Source organism: Vogesella aquatica (assembly GCF_028548455.1).
Lineage (GTDB): Bacteria > Pseudomonadota > Gammaproteobacteria > Burkholderiales > Chromobacteriaceae > Vogesella > Vogesella aquatica.
On the sequence record NZ_JAQQLF010000008.1, the window covers coordinates 169,302 to 190,456 of the forward strand.

Below are 21,155 nucleotides of genomic sequence, written 5' to 3' on the forward strand. Positions count from 1 at the left end.
AATCTTTCTTGCGCCACGGAAACACACAAAAAGCACGGAAGGGCAGCGTCTATGCGGTATGTCCCTTAGCGTAGATCTGACCGTGCGGTCATGTTCCGTGCTTTCCGTGTGCGTCCGTGGCAAAAATCGTTACCCCCGCCAGGGGCCGCCTAGTCCTTGTCCAGCTGCAGCGCGCCCACCAGCGGCGCCAGCAGCGTATCGGCCAGCTGCGCAAACAGCGGGTCGGACAGCGGCTCCAGGTGGCGGAAGGCCAGCAGGTTGGCCGCGTCGTCGCGCTGCGGGGTGCGGCCCAGGCCGGTGAAGTCGGGCGACCATTCGTTTTGCGCGGCGCCCATTTGCTTGCCTGGCTCGGCGCGAGCGTAGGCCAGCGAGGTGCGGGCAAAGAACGGCAGCGGCTGGCTTTGGCCCTGCAGGTAGCGCGCCATCCACGCCGCCAGCAGCGCGTGGGCGTCCAGCGGCTGGCCGTCGCGGCTGCTGGCACCCAGGCGGTGCACGCCGTCGTCGGCGTACAGCACGCTATCGGGGGCGATGCCGGGCAGGCCTGCGGCCAACCTCACCAGGTGTTCCAGCCACAGGGTGATGAACTCGGTGGCGTAAGCCTTGCGCGGTACCACGCGCAGCAGGCCTTCGGGGCGCAGGCCGGCCAGCTCGCCGCTGAGCATCACCCCGCCCAGCACCAGCCGTACCGGCTGCGGCGGCAGGGTGTCGGCCAGCAGGCTGGATGGCAGACGCGCGGCAAAGCGGGCGCTGGCGGCGCGTTCTTGCGCCAGGCAGGCGTCGCCCAGCGCGGCATCGGGCAGCAGGCCCTGGCCGGCCAGGCGCGCTTCGGCGTGGCGTAGCGGCTTGCCGGCCAGCAGGCTACCGACCAGGGTGTCGCGGATGTCGCTGCGGCTGTCGCGGTCGATGGCAAACGGCTCGCGCACCGGCAGCTCGTCGGCGTGGCGCGCCAGCTTCAGGCCCAGGCGGTCGGCCAGCCAGGCGCGTACCGGGTTGCGCCAGAAACGCAGGAAATCGGCCAGCAGCACCACCGGCGGCGCCACGGCGGGCAGCGTGCTGGCAAAGGGCTGCGCGGCGGCGGCCGGCTGCGCCAGCGCGGCGGCCCATAGCGGCTCGTAGCTGGGCAGGCTGCCGTCGTAGCTGCGGCGGCTGAAGGGCTGCAGCGGGTGGCGGGTGGTGATGGCTGGCGCGATATCGCCACCGCACATGCTGGCCAGGGTGTCCAGCAGCTCGGCCACCAGCGGCGACGGCGGTAATGGCTCGTCGCTGCGCACGCTGCGGCCAACCCAGCTCAGGTACAGCGCGTCGCGGGCGGACAGGATGGCTTCCAGAAACAGGTAGCGGTCGTCGAAACGGCGCGAGCGGTCGCCACGGCGCGGGTTGCGCGCTACCAGGTCAAAGCTGACCGGGCGCTCGTCACGCGGGTAGGCGCCGTCGTTCATGCCCACCAGGCACAGCACGCGAAACGGGATGGAGCGCATCGGCACCATGGCGCAGAAGGTGAGCCCGCCGGTAAGAAAACCGCCGCTGGACGACATGTCCAGCTGGCGCAGTACGGCGTCGCGGATCACTGCCAGCGGCAGCGCGCCGTCAAACTGCGCCAGCGCGGCGTCGGCGGTGAGCGTATCGGCAATGCCGTGCAGCAGCTGCAGCGCGGCTTCGTCGGCTTCGTCCACCAGAAACAGCTGCGCCGCGGCGTCGCGCAGGCGCTGCGCCCAAGCGGCCATGCTGGCGGGCTGCGCCCAGTCTGCGGCCAACCCTGCCAGCACGTCGTACAGGCTGGCCAGGCTGGCGAGCTTGTCGGCCGCCTGGCCCTGGGCGGCGCTATCGGGCAGCAGGCCGGCAAACAGCGGCGCGCCGTCGCCAGCCAGGCTGGCGGGCAGCATGGTGCCCAGCAGCAGGCGGTCCAGCCCCCAGCGCCAGGTGTGCGTGGGCTCGGCGGGCAGGCCGAGCCGGGCTTTGTGTTCGGCGTCGCGCCCCCAGCGTATGCCGGCCTGGCGCACCCATTGCGCCAGCAGGCTGACGTCGTCGTCGGCCAGGCCAAAGCGCGCCAAGAGCGCCGGGCAGTCCAGCAGGGCCAGTACGTCGCTGGCGGCAAAGCGCGAGTCGGCCAGCTGCAGCACGGCGCCAAAGGTGGCCAAGAGCGGTACCTCGCGCGCCAGGCGGCGGTCGGCAATGCTGTAGGGGATGGACGGCGCGTCGCTGCGGTAGCCGAATACGGCGTCGATGTACGGCGCGTAGGCGTTGATATCGGGGGTGAGCACGGCGATATCGGCCGGTGTCAGCGACGGGTCGGCGGCCAGCATGGCCAGCAGCTGGTCTTTGAGCACCTCCAGCTCGCGCATGGGGCTGTGGGCGATATGACAGCGGATGGACGCATCGCCCGCGCGATAGGGTGCCACGTTGGCCGCAGGCGGGGTCAGCGTAAGGATATCGTGCTGCAGGCGCGCCAGCAGGCTGTGGTTGTCCGGCGCCATGAAGGCCGACATGGGCTGCGCCACGCCGCCGGCCAGCTCGTCGAAAAAGTCGCGCCCCTGCTGGCCCAGCGACGCCAGCAGCGGGTGGCCGCCGGCGCTGGCGTCGTCGTCAAACAGTACCGCCTGGCGGCTGCGCGCCTGCAGGTCGCCCCAGTAGGCTTCGCTGGGGTTGAGCAGGAACACATTCACCTCGGTGAGCTCGGCCATGCGCTGCAGCAGCGCCAGGTACATGGGCGCCAGCGTGGCGATGCCGAAGACCGACACGCGCTGCGGCAGGTGCTCGCTGCGCAGGCGGGCAAAGAAGTCGTCCAGCATCATTACGCGGTGGCGGCCGGGCACCTCTGCGGCCAACCTTTGCCACAGCGCGGCCTGCCAGGCTTCGTCCTCGCCCAACCCCAGCAGGCGGCCGGCTTCCCAGGCGCGTATCCAGTCGGGGCGGAATACCAGGTACTGGTCGTAGATATCGGCAATCTTGCCGGCCAGCTCGAAGCAGGCCAGCTCGCCGCCCTGCAAATAGCGCTGCAGCGGGGTGAACGGCTCGCCGTCCAGCGTGGGCAGCACGTCCATCAGCCGCCAGCACAGCACGTCGGGGGCAAAGGCGGATTTGGGTGGCAGCTCGGGCAGCACGGCCTGCATCAGCCGCCAGCCAAAGCCGGCCGGCAGCACGAATTCGAGGTTGGCCGCCAGCCCGCGCTGCTGCGCCAGGTTCAATGTCAGCCAGCGCCCCATGCCACGGCTTTGCACCATGATGACTTCCGGCGCGAACGCATCGGCCAGCGGGCTGTCTGTGAGGTGGCTGTACAGAATGCCCAGGGCTTCCAGGCGGTTGGATTGATACAGGTTCAGCGGCATGGCGCAGGCTATGGCGTGGTCATCGACCCCGGCAGTTTAGCATTCTGCCTGCTGTACAAAGCGGTATGATCGCGCCGCACGACGTCTATCTACTTTGAGGCTTCACCATGGATTATCAGGTTCTGAAACACGCACACGCCGGGCTGGCGTATCTGTCCGTCACCCTGTTTGCTACCCGCGCCGTGCTGTCTTACACCCGCCCTGCCCTGCTGCAGGCGCGTGCGCTGAAAATCGCGCCGCACGTGATCGACACCGGCCTGTTGGCCGCGGCCATCACGCTGGCGGTGATGGCCGGCCTGTCGCCGCATAACCAGCCGTGGCTGGCCGCCAAGATCGCCGCGCTGCTGGCGTATATCGCACTGGGCACCATCGGCCTGAAAAAGCTGCACGGCTCGCCGTGGCGCGCGGTAGTGCTGGCCGCCGCCGTGGCCATGCCCATTTACATGATTGCTGTGGCCAAAACCAAGCTGGTGTGGCCGTTCTGACAGGCAAAAAAATGGCTGGCACAAGGCCAGCCCAGGATGGACAGAGCGTAAGGCGGGTGCCAGGCACCCGCCGGTATTACAGGCCCAGCTTGTCGCGCATGCCGTACCACCAGGCACCCAGCGTGAGCATGGGCACACGGAACAGGCGACCACCCGGGAACGGGTAATGCGGCAGGCTGGCAAAGGCGTCAAAGCGCTCGCTCTGGCCGCGAATGGCTTCGGCCATGATGCGGCCGGCCAGGTGGGTGTAGGTGACACCGTGGCCGCTGCAGCCTTGCGAGTAGTAGATGTTGTTATCGATACGGCCGGCCTGCGGCAGGCGCGTGAGCGTGAGCGAGAAGTTGCCGGTCCAGCCGAATTCGATTTTCACGTCTTTCAGCTGCGGGAAGGTTTTCAGCATTTTCGGGCGGATCAGGCTTTCGATCGCGCCCGGGTCGCGCGCACCGTATACCGTGCCGCCGCCGTACAGCAGGCGGTTGTCGCCGGTCAGGCGGTAGTAGTCCAGCAGGAAGTTGCAGTCTTCCACGCAGTTGTCGCCGGGCAGCAGGCTGCGCGCCAGCTCGGGCGACAGGCGCTCGGTCGTTACCACCTGGGTGCCGCACGGCAGGGTTTTCTCGGCCAGCATCGGAATCAGGTCGCCCAGATAGGCATTACCGGCCACCACCACAAAATCGGCAGTCACCTGGCCGCCAGCGGTTTTCACCACGGCAGCCTGGCCGCGTACCACCTCGGTAACGGCAGATTGTTCATAAATGCGGCCACCCAGCGACTCGAACGCGGCCGCCTCGCCCAACACCAGGTTCAGCGGGTGGATATGGCCACCCCAGTTGTCCAGCAATGCGCCCACGTATTCATCGGAGTTCACGATGCGCTGCATGCCGGCCTTGTCGACCATCTGGATACCGGTGTGGCCGAAGCTTTCCCACAGCCTGCGCTTGGCGTCCAGCTCGTCCAGCTGCTTGTGGGTAAAGGCGGCAAACACATTGCCGTCTTTCAGGTCGCACTGGATGTTGTATTTGGCGATGCGCTCGCGGATGATCTTGCCGCCTTCAAAAGCCATGGCGCCCAGGCGCTTGGCGGCTTCCTTGCCGTGGCGCGCTTCGATCACATCCATATCGCGGCTGTAGCTGTTCACAATCTGGCCGCCGTTGCGGCCGGAGGCACCCCAGCCCACGCGGGCGCTTTCCAGCACCACCACGTTCAAGCCGGCTTCCGCCAGGTGCAGTGCGGTGGAGATACCGGTATAGCCGGCGCCAATCACGCAGACGTCTGCCCGCACGCTCCCCGCCAGCGCTGGGCGCTCCGGGCTGGGGTTAGCCGAATAGGCGTAGTAGGAATTAGTGTGTTCGATGCGCTGACTCATGAGGTATCCCATCCATTTTTTAAACACTTGCGGCCAACAGGCGCGGGTTTATGCTTGGATTATGCGCAAGCGCCCACACTTTGTCTAATATGTTAAACGGCCATGTCGTAAAAAAGCCCGGCAAGCCGGGCTGTGGGCGACACTGCAGCGGGTTTACAGGCCCAGGTGCATGCGCAGCGCTTCGCGCTTGGCCGACAGGTCTACGCCTGGCAGGTCGGCAATAATGTCCGGGTGGTCCAGCAGTTTTTCCACCGCAAAATCGACAAACACGCGGGTACGCGGCGCAATGTGGTCGCGGTGCGGGAAGCAGATATAGATGGAGCGCTCCATCGATACGTAGTCGGTCAGTACCGCCTGCAGGCGGCCAGCACGCACGTCGGCCAGCACTTCGTGCCCCGGCAGCTGCGCCACGCCCAGGCCCAGGCGGGCCATTTCCACCACCGAATCCACATCGTTCACCGTGTAGGTACCGGTCACCTCCAGCGGAATACGCTCGCCATTGCGTTCGAACTCCCACTTGTACAGCCGGCCCGAGGTCGGGAACTGGAAGTTGATACAGTCGTGCGCCGACAGCTCTTCCGGGCTGCGCGGCTTGCCGTGCTCGGCCCAGTAGGCCGGCGAGGCCACCACGTATTGCGGGATATGCGCCAGATGGCGTGCCACCATGCGGCTATCGGGCATCATGCCCACACGCACGCCTACGTCGTAACCGTCTTCGATCAGATCGCTGAAATGATCGTCCATGCCAAAGAACACACGGATCTTCGGATAGCGCTGGCAGAATTCTTCCATCAGCGGCAGGATGAAGCGTCGGCCGAAAGCATTAGGCAAACTGATGCGTAGATGGCCAGCGGGCTCGTCGCGGCTGGCTTTGAGCTGGTTGATAGCCGAATCCAGGTTGTTTACCGGGCCTCGGCACTGTGCATAAAAACGGCGACCGTCTTCAGTCAGTGTCAGCTGGCGGGTGGTGCGGTTGAACAAACGCACCTCCAGCTCTTGCTCCAGACGGGCAATACTCTGGCTGACGGCAGCTGGCGAGACGCCCAGCTTGCGAGCAGCATCGGAAAAGCTGCCGTTCTCAGCAGTGGTCATGAAGACCATTAGCGCTTTTAAAGTATCCATTGGGCTATCTCGCAGATGACATATAACAGGTGTAGGAAAACACCCTATTTAAAAATGGCTTTGGGGTAAAGCTTGGTGAAATTGACAGTTTCACTGACAAATAATAGGACAAAACCAGAATCGCTTAAAGATATTTTCGCATTTCCTGTCAAATGACGTCATATCACGCACAAATACCCTTAGTCACCCGCCATTGGGCCAGTTTTCCCCCGTCCAAATAGCCAGTTTGCAAAGTGATGCGCTTTTGCAACAAGCCTGACGAGCGCAGAGGCCGGTTTTATGTAAGGGCAATACCCAGCCAGATAGCAGCCATTACATTTACTCATCAATAAGAGAAGAATTGTTGGGCCTGCTACGACCCTTGGTTAAGATAAGGGTTCAATACATAAAACATAAAAGGGGAACAGGATGTCGAAAGGTATACCTTTTGCGTCTGGCTCAATCTCCGCAGGTCTGTCACACACTCAGCTTTGCCAGCTTCTAGAGTGGATCCACAGCCTGCCGCAGATGGCAGACGAGAGAGAACTGCACGCTTTCCTGCACACGCTAGCTAGCGACAATGCGGTCGCTGCCCTGTGGATTATTCATGGCTCGGCCACGCCGCAAGGCTGGACGGCCAACCCGCGCACACTGGGCCAGCCAGCTGCTTGTCATAGCCACGACTGGCAGCGGCTGCCAGCCGATATCGGCAGCGAAGTGCAATTTACCTGGCTGGCCCACACCAGCCCGGCTACCGCCTGCTTTGCCATGCACCGCGATGGCCTGGCCACCCTGTTGTACGTGCAACCGCGCGTGGCCGATGACGCCGCTACCCTGCGCATGCTGGGCGGCCTGTTGCCACATCTGCACCCCACGCTGCAGCGTCTGGCACCGGCCCCTGGCAGCAGCAACCCGCTGTCGCACCGCGAGAAGGACATCTTCCACTGGATGATGCGCGGCAAGACCAATTGGGAAATCGCCACCATCCTGGATATCAGCGAGCGCACGGTGAAATTCCACGCGGCCAACATCATCCGCAAGCTGGAAGCCAATAACCGCACCCACGCCATTGTGCTGGGCATCCAGAAAGGCCTGGCGGCCTGAAAAGGGCCTGTTAACACTATTTCTTGCCAAGGCGCGGGCCCCAGGCAGGACATTGCCCTATCCGGCCGTGCTTGACGCTCGTCAACGCACGGCTTTTTTACGCTGGTCAGAATTGCGCTCCTGCTCTAATCACCCCCGAAAGCACGCATGTCCCGCTCCCTTTTTGCTCCCCTCGTCATCCGTGGCCGTGAACTCCTGCCCATCGTGCAAGGAGGCATGGGCGTGGGCATCTCCGCCAAACAGCTGGCCGGCGCCGTGGCGCGGGCGGGCGGCCTGGGCACCGTGGCCAGCGTGGACCTGCGCCATCTGCACGATGACCTGATGGCCGATGCGGCCAACCAGCACGGCCAGGAAGGCATCAACCGCCTGAACCTGATCGCGCTGGACCGCGAAATCAAGGGCGCACTGGCGCGGGCGGAAGGGCACGGCATGGTAGCGGTGAACGTGATGAAGGCGGTAGACAACCACGCCGCGCTGGTACGCCAGGCGTGCGAATCGGGCGCCCACGCGGTGGTGATGGGGGCCGGCCTGCCGCTGGACCTGCCGGAAATGACCGCCAGCCACCCCGACGTGGCGCTGATTCCCATCCTGTCCGAATCGCGCGGTATCGGTATCGTGCTCAAACGCTGGATGAAAAAGGGCCGCCTGCCGGACGCCATCGTGATCGAGCACCCCAATCACGCCGGTGGCCACCTGGGCGCGGCGCGCATTGCCGACGTGGGCGATAGCAAATTCGACTTTGCCCGCGTGCTGGAAGAATCCTTCGCGCTGTTCAAAGACCTGGGGCTGGAGCGCGAGCGCGTACCGCTGATCGTGGCCGGCGGTGTCAACAGCCACGAAAAAGTACAGACCTACCTGAACGGCTACGGTGCCAGCGCCGTGCAGATCGGCACCGCCTTTGCCGTGACCAGCGACGGCGATGCCCACATCAACTTCAAGCGCACACTGGCCGGTGCCAGCCGCGACGATATTGCCGAATTCATGTCGGTAGCCGGCCTGCCGGCGCGCGGCGTGCTGACGCCGTTCCTCAAGAGCTACCTCAAGCGCGAAGACAAGCTGCAGGCCAACGCCAAAGCCGACCCGGCGCGCTGCACGCAGGCGCTGAACTGCCTGACCGTATGCGGCCTGCGCGACGGCCTGGCCAAGGTGGGCCAGTTCTGCATCGACCTCAAACTGGCGGCCGCCTTCCGTGGCGAGGTCAGCAAGGGGCTGTTCTTCCGCGGCGCCGACCCGCTGCCGTTTGGCGATGCCATCCGCAGCGCCAGCGAAACCATGCACTACTTCCTGACCGGCGAAAAACCACTGGACCTGCAGCCGGTATAAACACCCGCCTTACTGCTGCGGCCAACCCTACCCGTGCTGCGGCAGCGTGGTCAGGGTTGGCCGCATTTGTTACAGTGGGGTGCTTCCGTCATGTAACCCCTTTACTACGCCCTGCCATGACCGCCTTCACCAGCTGTAACCCCGCCTCCGGCGAAGTCGTCTTCACCCGCCCGATTGCCAGCAGCGAGCAACTGGCCAGCCAGCTGGCGGCCCTGCGGTGCGCCCAGCACGCCTGGGCCCACCTGGATACCGCCACCCGCGCCAGCCGCCTGCTGCGCCTGGCCGATGCGCTGAGCGCGCACCGCCACGCGCTGGCCGCGCTGGTATCGCTGGAGGTGGGCAAGCTGGAACGCGAATGCCTGGCCGAGATCGATAAATCAGCCCAGCTGATCCGCTACTACGCCGAGCTGGCACCCACGCTGCTGGCGCCCAAAGACATCCCGACCCAGGCCAGCCGTAGCGGCGTGGCCTTCGAGCCCTTGGGCCTGGTGCTGGCCATCATGCCGTGGAACTACCCGGTGTGGCAGGTACTGCGCTTTGCCATCCCGGCGCTGATGGCCGGCAACGGCTGCCTGGTGAAACCGGCACCGTCGGTACCGCAATGCACGGCGCTGCTGCTGGATATCGTGCACGAAGCCGGGCTGGACGTGCTGGACGTGGCCTGGATCAACCACGACATGGCCGAAGACGCCATCAAGGGCTGCGACGCGGTGGCGTTTACCGGCTCCACCAGCGCCGGCCGCCAGGTGGCCGCGCTGGCCGGCCGCCACCTGAAGAAAACCGTGCTGGAGCTGGGCGGCAGCAACCCGTTTATCGTGCTGGCCGACGCCGACATCGACGCCGCCGCGCAGGAAGCCGCCCATTCGCGCTACCGCGATGCCGGCCAGAGCTGCAACGCCGCCAAGCGCATGATCGTGGTACCCGAGATTGCCGACGCCTTCATCGCGCGCTTTCTGCAACACGTGGCCGCGCTGCGCCCCGGCCACCCGGCCGACGAGCACACCACGCTGGCACCACTGGCGCGCGCCGATTTGCGCGAAGCGCTGCACGCCCAGGTGCTGGACGCGGTGAGCCACGGCGCCAGCCTGCTGGCCGGCGGCGTAATGCCGCACGGTGCCGGCTTCTTTTACCCCGCCACGGTGCTGGACCACGTTAGCCCCGCCTGCCGCGTGTACCAGGAAGAAGTGTTCGGCCCGGTGGCCACCATCCTGCGCGCCCGCGACGAGGCCGACGCGCTGCGCCTGGCCAACGACACGCCGTTCGGCCTGGGCGCCAGCATTTTCAGCGCCGATGTGGAACGCGCCTGGCAGCTGGGCCGCGAGATCGAGGCCGGCGCGGTGTTCATCAACCGCTACACCAGCTCCGACCTGCGGCTGCCGTTTGGCGGCGTGAAAGCTTCCGGCTACGGCCGCGAGCTGTCCGAGTTCGGCCTGTACGAGTTCGTGAACGTGAAAACCTACTGGCAAAAGTGAACTGGTGGGTAACGGGGCGGTCGCATCGCACTGTTGCTTTCACTTGCCGCCACCATGCTGCCTACCCGCCGCCGTTCGCTTAAAACCACACCACGCAGCAGCTGGCTGCGCATCGCGCTGGCCGCCCAGCAGCTGCAGCACGGCACGCTAGGCGAGGTCATCGGCCGCCACCCGCGCCAGCAGCTCACCTGGCTGGGGCTGTTGGCCGCACCGCTGCTGTTACCGGTAGCCATCCCCGGCATGGCCACCACAGTAGGGGCGTTTTGCCTGCTGGTCGCGCTGTCTGTCGCGCTGGCCCGCCCCTTTCCGCTGCCCGCCTGGCTGGGCCGCCGCCATGTCCCGCCCGCCTTGCATGGCCCGCTGCACCGCGTCCTGCACCGCCTGGCCGGCGTGCTGGGGCGCATCAGCCAGCCGCGCCTGCTGGCCCTGAGCGGCCCGCGCTGGCGCTGGCTGAACGGCGGCATGCTGGCGCTGGCCGGTGCATCGATGATGACGCCAATGCCGCTGGTGTCGTTCGACAACGTGGTACCCGCCGCCGCCATCGCCCTGCTGGCCTGGGGCCTGCGCGTGCGCGACGGCGGCCTGCTGCTGGCCGGCTATGTGGCTACCGTGCTGGCCTGGCTCTACGTGGGGCTACTGTGGTGGGCCGGGGCGGAAATCTTGCTATGGCTGGCGCAGCGCCTGCCGGGCGGCTGGCTATAGGGCTGCCACCGCCCGCGCCTTGCGCGTATCATCGTGCTTTTATGCATACGCCCACGCAGGCACAGGAACCCCACATGAGCAAGATCACCCTGTTCGGCAACCGTCTTTCCGGCCACAGCTACAAAGTGCGCCTGGCCCTGGTACTGGGCGATGTATCGCACGAATACCGCCACGTGTCGCTGAGCCTGCCGCGCGAAGAACGCGACGCCGACTTCCGCGCCGCCAGCCGCTGGGACGAAGTACCAGCCCTGGTGGTGGACGGCGAGCCCATGGTGCAATCCAACGCCATCCTGCAATGGCTGGCCGAAAGCGAAGGCGTACTGGCCGGCCAGCCCGGCGAGCGCCAGGGCATTCGCGAATGGCTGAGCTGGGAGGCCAACCGCATTGGCTTTTCGCTGCCCAACCTGCGCTACGCGCGCAAGTTTGCCCCACTGGATGCGGGTGCCGACGCCTGGCTGGAGGCTCGCACCCGCCGCGACCTGGACGTACTGAATGCCCACCTGGCAGGCCAGGCTTACCTATTGCCCAGCGGTCTGACCATTGCCGACCTGTCGGCCAGCGCCTACCTGTGGCTGATCGACGACGCCGGCCTGACGCTGGACGCCTGGCCGCATGTGGCCGCCTGGCTGGCGCGCATCGCTGCGCAGCCGGGCTGGGAACACCCGGCCACGCTGATGGCACCGGATATCGACGAGTAAACCCCGCCATGGTGCAGCCGCAGCGCATCTGGCTACAGCACGCAGCACCGGCCAAACCCATGCCGGGTGCGCCGTGCAATGGCTGTGGCGTGTGCTGCGCCGCCGCGCCCTGCCCGCTATCGCGCCTGCTGCTGGGCCACCGCCACGGCGCCTGCCCGGCGCTGCAATGGCAGGCCGCCGATACCCGCTACGGCTGCGGCCTGCTGCTGGCGCCGCGCCACTACCTGCGCTGGCTACCCGCCGCCGCCGCGCCGCTATTCCAGCGCCTGGCGCGCCGCTACCTGGCCATAGGCCACGGTTGTGATGCCTACGTCGAAGCCCGCCCCGAAACGGAAGCCCAAGATGACTGATCTGCACGCCCGCCTGGCCGCCATTGTGGGTGCGGCCAACCTGCTTACCGACCCGCACGACCTGGCCCCGGCGGTGACCGACATGCGTGGCCGCTATACCGGCCTGCCGCTGGCAATGGCGCTACCGGCCAGCCGCGACGAAGTGACCGCACTCGTCACCTTGTGCGCAGCGGAAGGCATCGCCATCGTGCCGCAAGGCGGCAATACCTCCACTTGCGGGGCTGCCACACCGGACACCAGCGGCCGCCAGCTGATCATCGGCCTGCGTCGCATGCAGCGCGTGCGCCATATCGATGCGGCCAACCTGTCGATCACCGTGGACGCCGGCTGCACGCTGGCCCAGGTACAGCAGGCGGCCGCCAGCGTGGGGCGGCTGTTTCCGCTGTCGCTGGCCAGCGAAGGCAGCTGCCAGATCGGCGGCAACCTGTCCACCAACGCCGGCGGCCTGGCGGTGCTGCGCTACGGCACCATGCGCGAGCTGACGCTGGGGCTGGAGGTGGTATTACCGGACGGCACGCTGCTGGACGCGCTGTCCGCACTGCGCAAGGACACCACCGGGCTGGACGTGAAGCAGCTATTCATCGGCGCAGAAGGCCAGCTGGGGCTGATTACCGGCGCTACGCTCAAGCTGTTTGCACTGCCCACCGCCTACAGCACCGCGCTGCTGGCGGTAGACAGCGCCGAGGCCGCCATCGCCGCGCTGAACGCGCTGCAGGCACGCTTTGGCGACCGCCTGACCACCTTCGAGATGATCTCCGAACCTTGCCAGCGCATCTCCGAGCGCCACAAGCCCGGCTGCATGCCGTTCTTTGCGCCGTGGGCGCTGCTGGTGGAGCTGTCCGACGGCGGCGAGCCGGCCGCGCTGCAAGCCAGCTTCGAACAGTGGCTGGGTGGCCAAGACTTCCACGATGGCGTGCTGGCGCAAAGCGAGACCGAACGCGCCAGCCTGTGGCAGCTGCGCGAAGACATCTCCGACATGCAAAAGCGCGAAGGCCCCAGCATCAAGCACGATATCGGCGTGCCAAGCTCGGCCATCCCCGCCTTTCTGGCCAGCTGCGGTGCCGCGCTGGACGCGGCCTTCCCCGGTGTGCGCATCGTCGCCTTCGGCCACGCCGGCGACGGCAACCTGCACTACAACATCAGCTACACCCGCCCCGGCAACGCCGAACTGTTTACCGACGAGGACGCGGTCAACGCCATTGTCTACGAACACGTGTACCGCTACCGTGGCACGCTGGCAGCCGAGCACGGCATAGGCCAGCTGAAGGCGCACTGGCTGTCGCAGTACAAAGACCCGGTAGCGCTGGCCATTATGCGCGGCATCAAGCAGCAGCTGGACCCGCACAGCATCATGAACCCGGGGCGTTGGCTGTAAACGCTACGCTACAGGCTGACGCTGCCGCCGGCATGACATGCGCCCTGTATACCGGTATCCGAAAAGCATTGTTTTGTCAGGACAGATGGCTATCCTGAATATTGATTATTTCGATAAAAGGCTGCTGCATGTCCTGCCTCATCGACCCATCAGGGCTGGTAAACACCCTGCTGACTAGCGTACCGATCGGCATTGCCGTGCTGGACGCCGATTTCCGTTACCTGCATATCAACCAGCGGCTGGCGGATTCCAATGGTCTGCCCCCGTCAGCCCATATCGGTCGCCGCCCGCGTGACGTGATACCCGACGCCGGCCCTGCGCTGGAGGCGATCATGCAGGCGGTACAAAGCAGTGGCAAGGCACGTACGCGCTTTGCCGCCAGCGCCGAGATCCCGCCCGGCTCCGGCCAGTTGCGGCACTGGGAAGCCAGCTACCACCCGCTGCCCATGCCCGATGGCCAGCCCTGCGGCATTGTCGCCATGGTAGAAGACGTGACCGCCCGCTACGAAGCCGAACGGGTACAGCGCGAAAACGAAGGCCACCTGCGCCGCGTGCTGGACAATCTGTTTGCCTTTGTCGGCGTACTGGCCACGGACGGCACCTTGCAAAGTGCCAACCGTGCGCCGCTGGACGCCGCCGGCATACGCATCGAAGACGTCCGCGGGCTGAAGTTCTGGGACTGCCCCTGGTGGAACTATTCCCCGCAGATACAGGCACAGATACAGCACGCGGTACTGCGCGCGGCCTGCGGTGAGGTATCCCGCTTTGATGTGGTGGTACGCCTGGCCGACAACGCGCTGACGCCTATCGACTTCATGCTGGCACCTCTGCGCGACGAATACGGCCGCATTACCCACCTGATTCCGTCGGCCATTGATATCAGCGCGCGCATGCGCAGCGAAGACGCACTGCGGCAAAACGAAGCGCTACTGCGCCAAGTGGTAGAGGCGATTCCGGACGGGCTGATGATGGTAGACGATGCCGGGCTGATCCGGCTGGTCAACAGCCGCATGGAAAGCCTGTTCGGCTACCCGCGCGCCACCCTGCTGGGGCAGCATTTCAGCTATTTGCTATCGGAAGCGCAGCGTGCACAGCACCAAGGCAAGATGAAGCAATACCTGCAAAGCCCGGCAAGCCGCCATATGGCAGACAGCCAGGTGCTGCAAGCCAGACGGCGTGATGGCAGCCTGTTTCCGTGCAAGATAGGCTTGTCACCGCTGATGGTGGGTAACAAGCCACACGTACTGGCATCCATTAGCGAGCTTGGCCAGCCCGAAGACGGAGGACAACATCAGCCCGAGCCTGGCTGAGGCAGAGCACGGCAGCAAAGCGGGAGCAAAAGCGACAGGCAAAAAAAAATCCCCTGGGAAACTCCACAGGGGCCAACACGAGGAAGAAACATCTCGCCGGCGAGGGGCCGACACGATGCTTCGAGGGGCTAACACCACAAAAACCTTTCGGCTTGAGTGCGCTGCACAATTTAACGCAATTGCTCTAGATTGTCCATTTTTTTATCAGGGACTTGCGCCGGCTTTTGCGGCCAGGCAACGCATAGGCACTGTGCGGATAACCGCCCGCAAGCCTTTATGCACATACCGTGCCTGGCGCGTACCGGACAAGCGTTTGGCAAGCCCACGCCGGTGGCCGGTGCCTGCGGGCTCAGCTTTTCACCGGCCGCTTGGCCAGCATGCGTTGCAGCGTGCGGCGGTGCATATTGAGGGCGCGCGCCGTGGCCGACACATTGCCGCCGTGCTCGGCCAGCACGCGCTGCAGGTGCTCCCAGCTCACGCGCTTGAGCGACATCGGCTGCGCGGTCACGTCCTGCTCGGGGTTGGCCGCCACCTGGCCCAGCGCGCCCAGAATATCGTCCACCCCGGCCGGCTTGGCCAGATAGTTCACCGCGCCCAGCTTTACCGCCTCTACTGCGGTGGCGATGCTGGCGTAACCGGTCAGCACCAGTACGCGTGCCGCCGGTGCTTTTTCCAGCAGCTGTGGCAGCAGGCGCAGGCCGCTTTCACCGGCCAGGTTCAGGTCCAGAATGATCTGCGGTGGCGCTAGCTGGGCCAGCTCGGCCAGCGCTGCGTCAGGGTTGGCCGCATGGCGCACGCTATAGCCACGCCGCGCCAGGCTGCGCGCCAGTACCCCGGCAAACGCCAGGTCGTCATCAATAATCAGCAAATCGTTCATGGTGTATCCAGTGGCAGGCGCAAGGTGGCACACACGCCGCCCTGCGGGTCGTTATCCAGGTTAAGTTCGCCACCCAGGTGCGACAGCGTCACGTGCGACAGCATCACCCCCAGGCCCAGGCCGGCAGGCTTGTTGCTGTCCAGCGGGGCCAGGCCGGCACGGGCCAGCTGGGCATCGCTCAGGCTGCCACGGCGGTTGTGGATCTGCAGCGTCAGCCAGCCTGCGCTGCTGGCCACCGTCAGCTCCACCTCGCCGCCGCCCGCCTCGGCGGCGTTATTCAGCAGATTGAAAAATGCCGGCCAGAAACGCGGGTCGAACGCCACCATCGGCCCGCCCTGCAGCAGGCCGTGGCGTAACAGCTTCACATCCGGGCGGCTGGAATACCAGCCCTGCAGGCGCTCGTCCAGCGCCTCGCACAAGGGCTGCGGCGCCGGCCGGCTTTCGGCGCCGGCTTTCAGCCTGGCCAGCGCGTCGCGGCACACTGCCAGCTGGCTGTGCATCAGCTGCAGGTCTTCGATCAGCGCAGGCGGCGTGGTGTAGCTGGCCAGCATGTCGTCGCACAGCAGGGTCAGCGTATTGAGCGGCGTAGACAGGGTGTGCGCCGCCCCGGCAGCCTGTACCCCTAGCGCGACCAGCTGCTCGTCGCGCAGCTGCGCCTCGCGCGCGGCAGCCAGCGCCGCCTCGCGCTGGGATAGCTGCCAGGCAAGATAGGACACAAAGCCGGTCAGCAGCGTGACCGACACGGCAAAGGTGATCCACATCCCCACCAGGTGTAGCTGGAAGGCGTAAGCGGCATCGCTGCCTGCCAGCGGCCACGGCAAGTGCCAGACAAACAGCAGGCCATAAGCCATCAGGCTGATGATGGCCAGCGCCCAGGCGCGCGCCGGTGGCAATAGCAAGGCGCCAAACAAGACCGGCGGCAAGTAAAGCGAGGCCAGCGGGTTGGCCGCACCGCCGGTAAAGGCCAGCATTTCGGTGAGCACCACCATATCGGCCAGCAGGCCCAGGCTGATCAGGCTGCGCGCCTGCCAGCCCTGCGCCGCCAGCCATGGCGTAGCCAGATTCAGCAAGGCGAGCGTCAGCCAGGCTTGGCCCAGCAGCACCAGCGGCAAGACCAGGCCGGCGAGCTGGCCCAACACGATCAGCAGCAAGGCCGCCAGCAGCATGACCCAGCGCAGCTGCAGCAGGCGCTGGTGAACCAGTTCGAGGTTGGCCGCAAACAGGGCCGGAAACACAGTGGGCATCATGGCGGCACTTTACCATCCGGCATGCCAGCCGGCGCAAGGCTGCGGCATTTTGTCGCGCCCAAAAAAGAAAGCCGCCCTCTTGGAGTAGGGCGGCATCAAGTGTTCTATTCGCATGCAGGGGCGCCCCCCTGCCAGACACAATGTAATACATGGCCAGCGCCAGCGGAATGCGACACCTTGCCGCAGGGGGCTACAAGGCTGCCATCACCGCATCGCAAAACGCTGCCGTGCTGGCGCTGCCGCCCAGGTCCGGCGTGCGTGTGCCTGCAGCCAGTACATGCTGCACTGCCAGCTCCAGCTGCGTGGCAAACGCGGGCAGCTGCCAATGGTGGCGCAGCAGCATGGCCAGCGACAGCAGGCTGGCTACCGGATTGGCCACGCCCTGCCCGGCAATATCCGGCGCGCTGCCGTGGACCGGCTCGGCAATGGCTACGCCCTGCCCCAGATTGAGCGACGCCGCCACGCCCAGGCCGCCGCCAAAGGCCGCCGCCAGGTCGGACAGGATGTCGCCGTACAGGTTGGGTGCCAGCAGCACGTCGAACGCCTGCGGCGCCTGCGCCAGTTTCAGCGCGGCGGTGTCCACCAGCATTTCGTCTACCTGCAGCTGCGGGTAGCGCGTGGCTACCTCGCGCGCGCAGTCGCGGAACAGGCCGTCGGTCAGCGGCAGGATATTGGCCTTGTGCACGATGGTGACGCGGCGGCGCCCGGCGGCAGCGGCCAGCGCAAACGCGCTCTCGGCCACCCGTAGCGACGCGGCACGGGTAATGCGCTTGACGGCGGTGGCGGTGTCGCCATCGCTATGCTCTTCGCCCACGTACAGGTCTTCGGTGTTCTCGCGCACGATCAGCACATCCAGCCCCGGCAAACCGCAGCCGGGCAGGCTGAGAGTTGGCCGCAGGTTAGCGTGGCAGCCCAGCTGGCGCCGCAGCTGTACGATGGGCGAGCGGTAGCCGGCCACCGCCCGCGCCGGCGAGCTCACCGCGCCAAACAGCACCGCACCGCAATCGCGCGCAGCGGCCAATGTAGCGGCCGGCAGCGCTGTGCCCTGTTGCTGGAAGGTGGCCCAGCCGGCGTCGGCTGTCACTGTTTGCAGTGCCGGCAGCATGCTTTGCAGCACGCGTACCGCCTGCGGCACCACCTCTTGCCCTATGCCGTCACCGGCAATTACGCACAGTTTCATCGCGCTTTCTCCCTGTTGTTGTTGCAGGGCAACATAGCGCGCAGCGTGTAAGCGTGCAACTACAGACTGTCTGACACCCTGACAGCCTACCTAGGCAAGCTTATCGAGAACTTCTGTCATTATATAAATTGATTAATATCAAAAAATGCAATAAAGACAGAACCTTTCCGTCCAAGCAGTTATTTGCAAGCTGCGGTAGAATACGCGCTTGATGATTTTTGCCTGTATTCAAAGACAATCCACATGGCTACTCTTTCGACCGAAACCGTCCTGTCCGTCCATCACTGGAACGACACCCTGTTCAGCTTCACCTGCACCCGCGACCCGGGTCTGCGTTTCATCAACGGCCAGTTCGTGATGATCGGTCTGGAAGTGAACGGCAAACCGCTGATCCGCGCCTACTCCGTGGCCAGCGCCAACTGGGAAGAGCACCTGGAGTTCTACTCCATCAAAGTGCAAAACGGCCCGCTGACCTCGCGCCTGCAGCACCTGCAGCCGGGCGACAAGGTGGTGATTTCCGGCAAACCGACCGGCACCCTGGTACAGGACAACCTGCTGCCGAACGCCAAGCACCTGTTCCTGCTGTCTACCGGTACCGGCCTGGCACCGTTCATGTCCATCATCAAGGACCCGGAAGTGTACGACCTGTACGACAAGATCTTCCTGATCCACGGCGTACGCTGGGTAAACGAGCTGGGCTACCACGACTACATCACCAAAGAGCTGACCGGGCACGAGTTCCTGGGCGAGATGATCAGCGAAAAACTGGTGTACTACCCTACCGTGACCCGCGAGCCGTTCCGCAACCAGGGCCGCCTGACCGACCTGATCAAGAGCGGCGAGCTGGCCAAGCAGCTGGGCATCCCGCAGCTGAACCCGGAAACCGACCGCGCCCTGCTGTGCGGCAGCCCGGCCATGCTGGAAGATACTTGCCACATTCTGGAAGACCTGGGTTTCAAAGAGTCGCCACGCATGGGCGAGCCAGGCCACTTCGCGATCGAGCGCGCCTTCGTCGAGAAGTAAGCGCCGGCCTGCGGCCAACCTTGCAACACCCCGCTACGGCGGGGTGTTTTGCTTTGCACCGGCGATTTGTCAGCCCCCAGGCTGGCTGGATGCGCCATAACCCAACCGCGTGGCCACGCCCAGCAGGAAATCCACCACCGCGCGCACCCGTGCCGAGCGGTAGCGGTCGGCGTGGTACACCAGCCAGCTGGTGCCTTGGTAGCGCCCCAACAGCTGCCAGTCCGGTAGTACCGCTACCAGCGTGCCACTAGCCAGCGACTGGCGGGCGGTAAAGTCGGGCAGGCTGGCAATACCCATGCCCCATTCGGCGGCCTCGCGCCGCATCTCGCTATGGTTGCCGGCGTAGCGGCCGCGCACATTCACCACCACGCGCTCGTTATCACGAACCGCACACCACTCGTCGTCGCCTGCCTGCTCGGCCAGATGCAGGCAGCTGTGGCGCACCAGCTCGGACGGGTGCTGCGGCGTGCCATGCTGTGCCAGATAGGCGGGCGCGGCGTACAGCTTGGTACGCACCACCATGAACGGCCGCGCCACGTAGCCGGCAGGCGGGTCGCCCAGCCGCAGCGCAATATCTACGCCGTCGGCGATCAGGTCGCCGGGCTGGTCATTCACCAGCAATTCCAGCGCCAGCTGTGGATAAGTCTGCAAGAGCAGTGGTAGCTGTGGATGAATGATCTGGCGCAAAGCCGCCTTGGGTGCGGCCAACCTGACCCGCCCTGCGATGGTACTGGCGTGGCGCGCTGCGCCATCGCAGGCCGCCCGCGCGGCGTCCAGCATGCTGCGCGCGTGGCGGACTACTTCCTGCCCACCGCTGGTCAGCCGCAGCCGGCGCGTGCTGCGTTCCAGCAGTGTCAGGCCCAGCGCCGCCTCCAGCCGCGCCATCTGCCGGCTTACCGCCGACGGCGTGCTGCCCTGTAGCCGCGCCGCGGCACTGAACGAGCCGGCTTCCACCACATCCACCAGCACCGCCAGGTCTGGCAGCAGCGGCAGCAGTTCATTTGTTCTCATGGCTCACAAATCCTTTGCCTGATTAGCCGATTATCAGCCCACTCGAACAGTTTCATACTGGGCCACACACAAAACAAGGAAAAATCATGCCCACCCGCCGCCCGCTCCCGCCCGAGATGCTGTTGCTGCTCACCGCCGTGATCTGGGGCAGCAGCTACAGCATGGTGAAGACCGCGCTGGCCTACTATCCGGTGGCCGGTGTCATTGCCATCCGCTTTTTGCTGACCGCCGCCCTGCTACTGCCGTACTGGCTACGCTTACCGGCAACCCAGCGCGCCGCCACGGTACGGGTAGCGCTGCCCACCAGCGTGGGTCTGCTGGCCATTTTTCTGGCCGAAACCGCCGGTGTGGCGCACACCAGCGCCGGCAAGGCGGCGTTTCTGGTGAGCCTGTGCCTGCTGCTGACGCCGCCGGTGGAATGGCTGTGGCTGGGCAAGCGCCCGGCCGGCAAGCTGTGGCTGGCCGCCATCGTGTCGCTGCTGGGCACCTGGCTGCTCACCGGTATGGCGGGTGGCGGCCTGAACCAGGGCGACGCGCTGATGCTGCTGGCGGCACTGATCCGCGCCTTCCAGAGCTGCCTGGCCACAAGGCTTACCGCCGGCAAGGGCATAGACATGCTGGGGCTGACCGCGGTGCAGGGCATGCTGGTGGGCGCAGCGGCGCTGGCGCTGGGCCTGCTGCAGCCGGGCGGGCTGCCGGCCTTGCCGCAGCAGGCAGACTTCTGGCTGCCTATGCTGTTCCTGACGCTGTGCTGCACACTGTTTGCGTTCTGGGCAATGAACCGTGCGCTGGCAGCCAGCAGCCCCAGCAAGGTGGCGCTGCTGCTAGGCAGCGAGCCACTATGGGGTGCGCTGTTTGCGGTGAGCTGGCTGGGCGAGCCGCTGGCTGCCAGCGGCTGGTTGGGCGGGCTGATGATTGCCGGCGCGGCCTTGTGGCTGGCGTGGCCGGCCAGACCACTGGCCGCAAGCTAAACAGACAAGAAGGGCTCAGTCCTGCACTGCCGGCAGCAAGGCCTGGCGTACGGTGTCTTCGTCCAGCGCCGCCGAGCACAGCTCGATGAAGCGGTAGGCGTAGCTACGCAGGTAGTGCCCGCGGCGGATGGCCACGCGGGTGGTCTGGTGCCCGAACAGCGGTGCGCCTTCCACCACGCGCACCTGGCTCTCGCGCTGCGCGTCCACCGCCATCGAGGCAATAATGCCCACGCCCAG

General features: G+C 65.7%; 18 protein-coding genes and 1 pseudogene. 11 read left to right on the forward strand and 8 right to left on the reverse strand.

Going from position 1 to position 21,155, the window contains the following annotated elements; translation table 11 throughout:
• Positions 1-149 precede the first annotated feature (149 nt).
• Positions 150-3,326, reverse strand: a complete 3,177-nt coding sequence (recC, locus tag PQU95_RS08070) for an exodeoxyribonuclease V subunit gamma (RefSeq protein ID WP_272751521.1) — start codon at positions 3,324-3,326, stop codon at positions 150-152.
• 107 nt (positions 3,327-3,433) lie between these two features.
• On the opposite strand from recC, the gene PQU95_RS08075 reads away from it, so the two are divergent.
• The gene (locus PQU95_RS08075; protein WP_272751522.1) at positions 3,434-3,811 is read left to right on the forward strand and encodes a SirB2 family protein; all 378 of its coding nucleotides are present in this window, start codon (positions 3,434-3,436) and stop codon (positions 3,809-3,811) included.
• 76 nt (positions 3,812-3,887) lie between these two features.
• Here the strand turns inward: PQU95_RS08075 and PQU95_RS08080 are convergent, their stop codons facing one another.
• Positions 3,888-5,174 (reverse strand): NAD(P)/FAD-dependent oxidoreductase, encoded by a 1,287-nt coding sequence (locus PQU95_RS08080; protein ID WP_272751523.1) that lies wholly within the window; start codon positions 5,172-5,174, stop codon positions 3,888-3,890.
• A 153-nt stretch (positions 5,175-5,327) separates the two neighbouring features.
• Positions 5,328-6,296, reverse strand: a complete 969-nt coding sequence (locus PQU95_RS08085; protein WP_272751524.1) for a LysR family transcriptional regulator — start codon at positions 6,294-6,296, stop codon at positions 5,328-5,330.
• 507 nt (positions 6,297-6,803) lie between these two features.
• Here PQU95_RS08085 and PQU95_RS08090 point away from each other — a divergent pair.
• From PQU95_RS08090 to PQU95_RS08125, 8 genes are all read left to right on the forward strand, one after another.
• Positions 6,804-7,379: a helix-turn-helix transcriptional regulator gene (locus PQU95_RS08090; protein WP_272751525.1), complete on the forward strand. Its 576-nt coding sequence runs from the start codon at positions 6,804-6,806 to the stop codon at positions 7,377-7,379.
• Positions 7,380-7,526: 147 nt separating this feature from the next.
• Positions 7,527-8,702: an NAD(P)H-dependent flavin oxidoreductase gene (locus tag PQU95_RS08095; protein ID WP_272751526.1), complete on the forward strand. Its 1,176-nt coding sequence runs from the start codon at positions 7,527-7,529 to the stop codon at positions 8,700-8,702.
• Between the two features lie 116 nt (positions 8,703-8,818).
• Positions 8,819-10,174, forward strand: a complete 1,356-nt coding sequence (locus PQU95_RS08100) for an aldehyde dehydrogenase family protein (protein WP_272751527.1) — start codon at positions 8,819-8,821, stop codon at positions 10,172-10,174.
• Positions 10,175-10,207: 33 nt separating this feature from the next.
• Positions 10,208-10,876, forward strand: a complete 669-nt coding sequence (locus PQU95_RS08105; RefSeq protein ID WP_272751528.1) for an exopolysaccharide biosynthesis protein — start codon at positions 10,208-10,210, stop codon at positions 10,874-10,876.
• Positions 10,877-10,950: 74 nt separating this feature from the next.
• Positions 10,951-11,574: a glutathione S-transferase family protein gene (locus tag PQU95_RS08110; protein ID WP_272751529.1), complete on the forward strand. Its 624-nt coding sequence runs from the start codon at positions 10,951-10,953 to the stop codon at positions 11,572-11,574.
• Between the two features lie 8 nt (positions 11,575-11,582).
• Positions 11,583-11,924 (forward strand): hypothetical protein, encoded by a 342-nt coding sequence (locus PQU95_RS08115; RefSeq protein WP_272751530.1) that lies wholly within the window; start codon positions 11,583-11,585, stop codon positions 11,922-11,924.
• The gene (locus tag PQU95_RS08120) at positions 11,917-13,299 is read left to right on the forward strand and encodes an FAD-binding oxidoreductase (RefSeq protein WP_272751532.1); all 1,383 of its coding nucleotides are present in this window, start codon (positions 11,917-11,919) and stop codon (positions 13,297-13,299) included. The genes PQU95_RS08115 and PQU95_RS08120 overlap by 8 nt, the downstream gene beginning before the upstream one ends.
• 128 nt (positions 13,300-13,427) lie before the next feature.
• Positions 13,428-14,609, forward strand: coding sequence for a PAS domain-containing protein (locus PQU95_RS08125; RefSeq protein WP_272751533.1), 1,182 nt, complete (start codon positions 13,428-13,430; stop codon positions 14,607-14,609).
• 349 nt (positions 14,610-14,958) lie between these two features.
• Here PQU95_RS08125 and PQU95_RS08130 read toward each other — a convergent pair whose 3' ends face one another.
• From PQU95_RS08130 to PQU95_RS08140, 3 genes are all read right to left on the reverse strand, one after another.
• The gene (locus PQU95_RS08130; RefSeq protein WP_272751534.1) at positions 14,959-15,486 is read right to left on the reverse strand and encodes a response regulator transcription factor; all 528 of its coding nucleotides are present in this window, start codon (positions 15,484-15,486) and stop codon (positions 14,959-14,961) included.
• Positions 15,483-16,733, reverse strand: coding sequence for an ATP-binding protein (locus tag PQU95_RS08135; RefSeq protein WP_272751535.1), 1,251 nt, complete (start codon positions 16,731-16,733; stop codon positions 15,483-15,485). Before PQU95_RS08135 ends, PQU95_RS08130 begins: the two co-directional genes overlap by 4 nt.
• 190 nt (positions 16,734-16,923) lie before the next feature.
• The gene (locus PQU95_RS08140; RefSeq protein ID WP_272751536.1) at positions 16,924-17,913 is read right to left on the reverse strand and encodes an isocitrate/isopropylmalate dehydrogenase family protein; all 990 of its coding nucleotides are present in this window, start codon (positions 17,911-17,913) and stop codon (positions 16,924-16,926) included.
• 243 nt (positions 17,914-18,156) lie between these two features.
• On the opposite strand from PQU95_RS08140, the gene PQU95_RS08145 reads away from it, so the two are divergent.
• Positions 18,157-18,936: a ferredoxin--NADP reductase gene (locus PQU95_RS08145; RefSeq protein ID WP_272751537.1), complete on the forward strand. Its 780-nt coding sequence runs from the start codon at positions 18,157-18,159 to the stop codon at positions 18,934-18,936.
• 69 nt (positions 18,937-19,005) lie between these two features.
• On the opposite strand, the gene PQU95_RS08150 is transcribed toward PQU95_RS08145, so the two are convergent.
• Positions 19,006-19,947 carry a LysR family transcriptional regulator gene (locus PQU95_RS08150; RefSeq protein ID WP_272751538.1) on the reverse strand — a complete coding sequence of 314 codons (942 nt, stop codon included), beginning with the start codon at positions 19,945-19,947 and terminating at the stop codon, positions 19,006-19,008.
• 86 nt (positions 19,948-20,033) lie between these two features.
• Between PQU95_RS08150 and PQU95_RS08155 the strand changes: the two genes are divergently transcribed.
• Positions 20,034-20,918, forward strand: a complete 885-nt coding sequence (locus PQU95_RS08155) for a DMT family transporter (protein ID WP_272751539.1) — start codon at positions 20,034-20,036, stop codon at positions 20,916-20,918.
• 15 nt (positions 20,919-20,933) lie between these two features.
• Here the strand turns inward: PQU95_RS08155 and PQU95_RS08160 are convergent.
• Positions 20,934-21,155, reverse strand: a pseudogene (locus PQU95_RS08160) (transcriptional regulator); the annotation flags it as partial.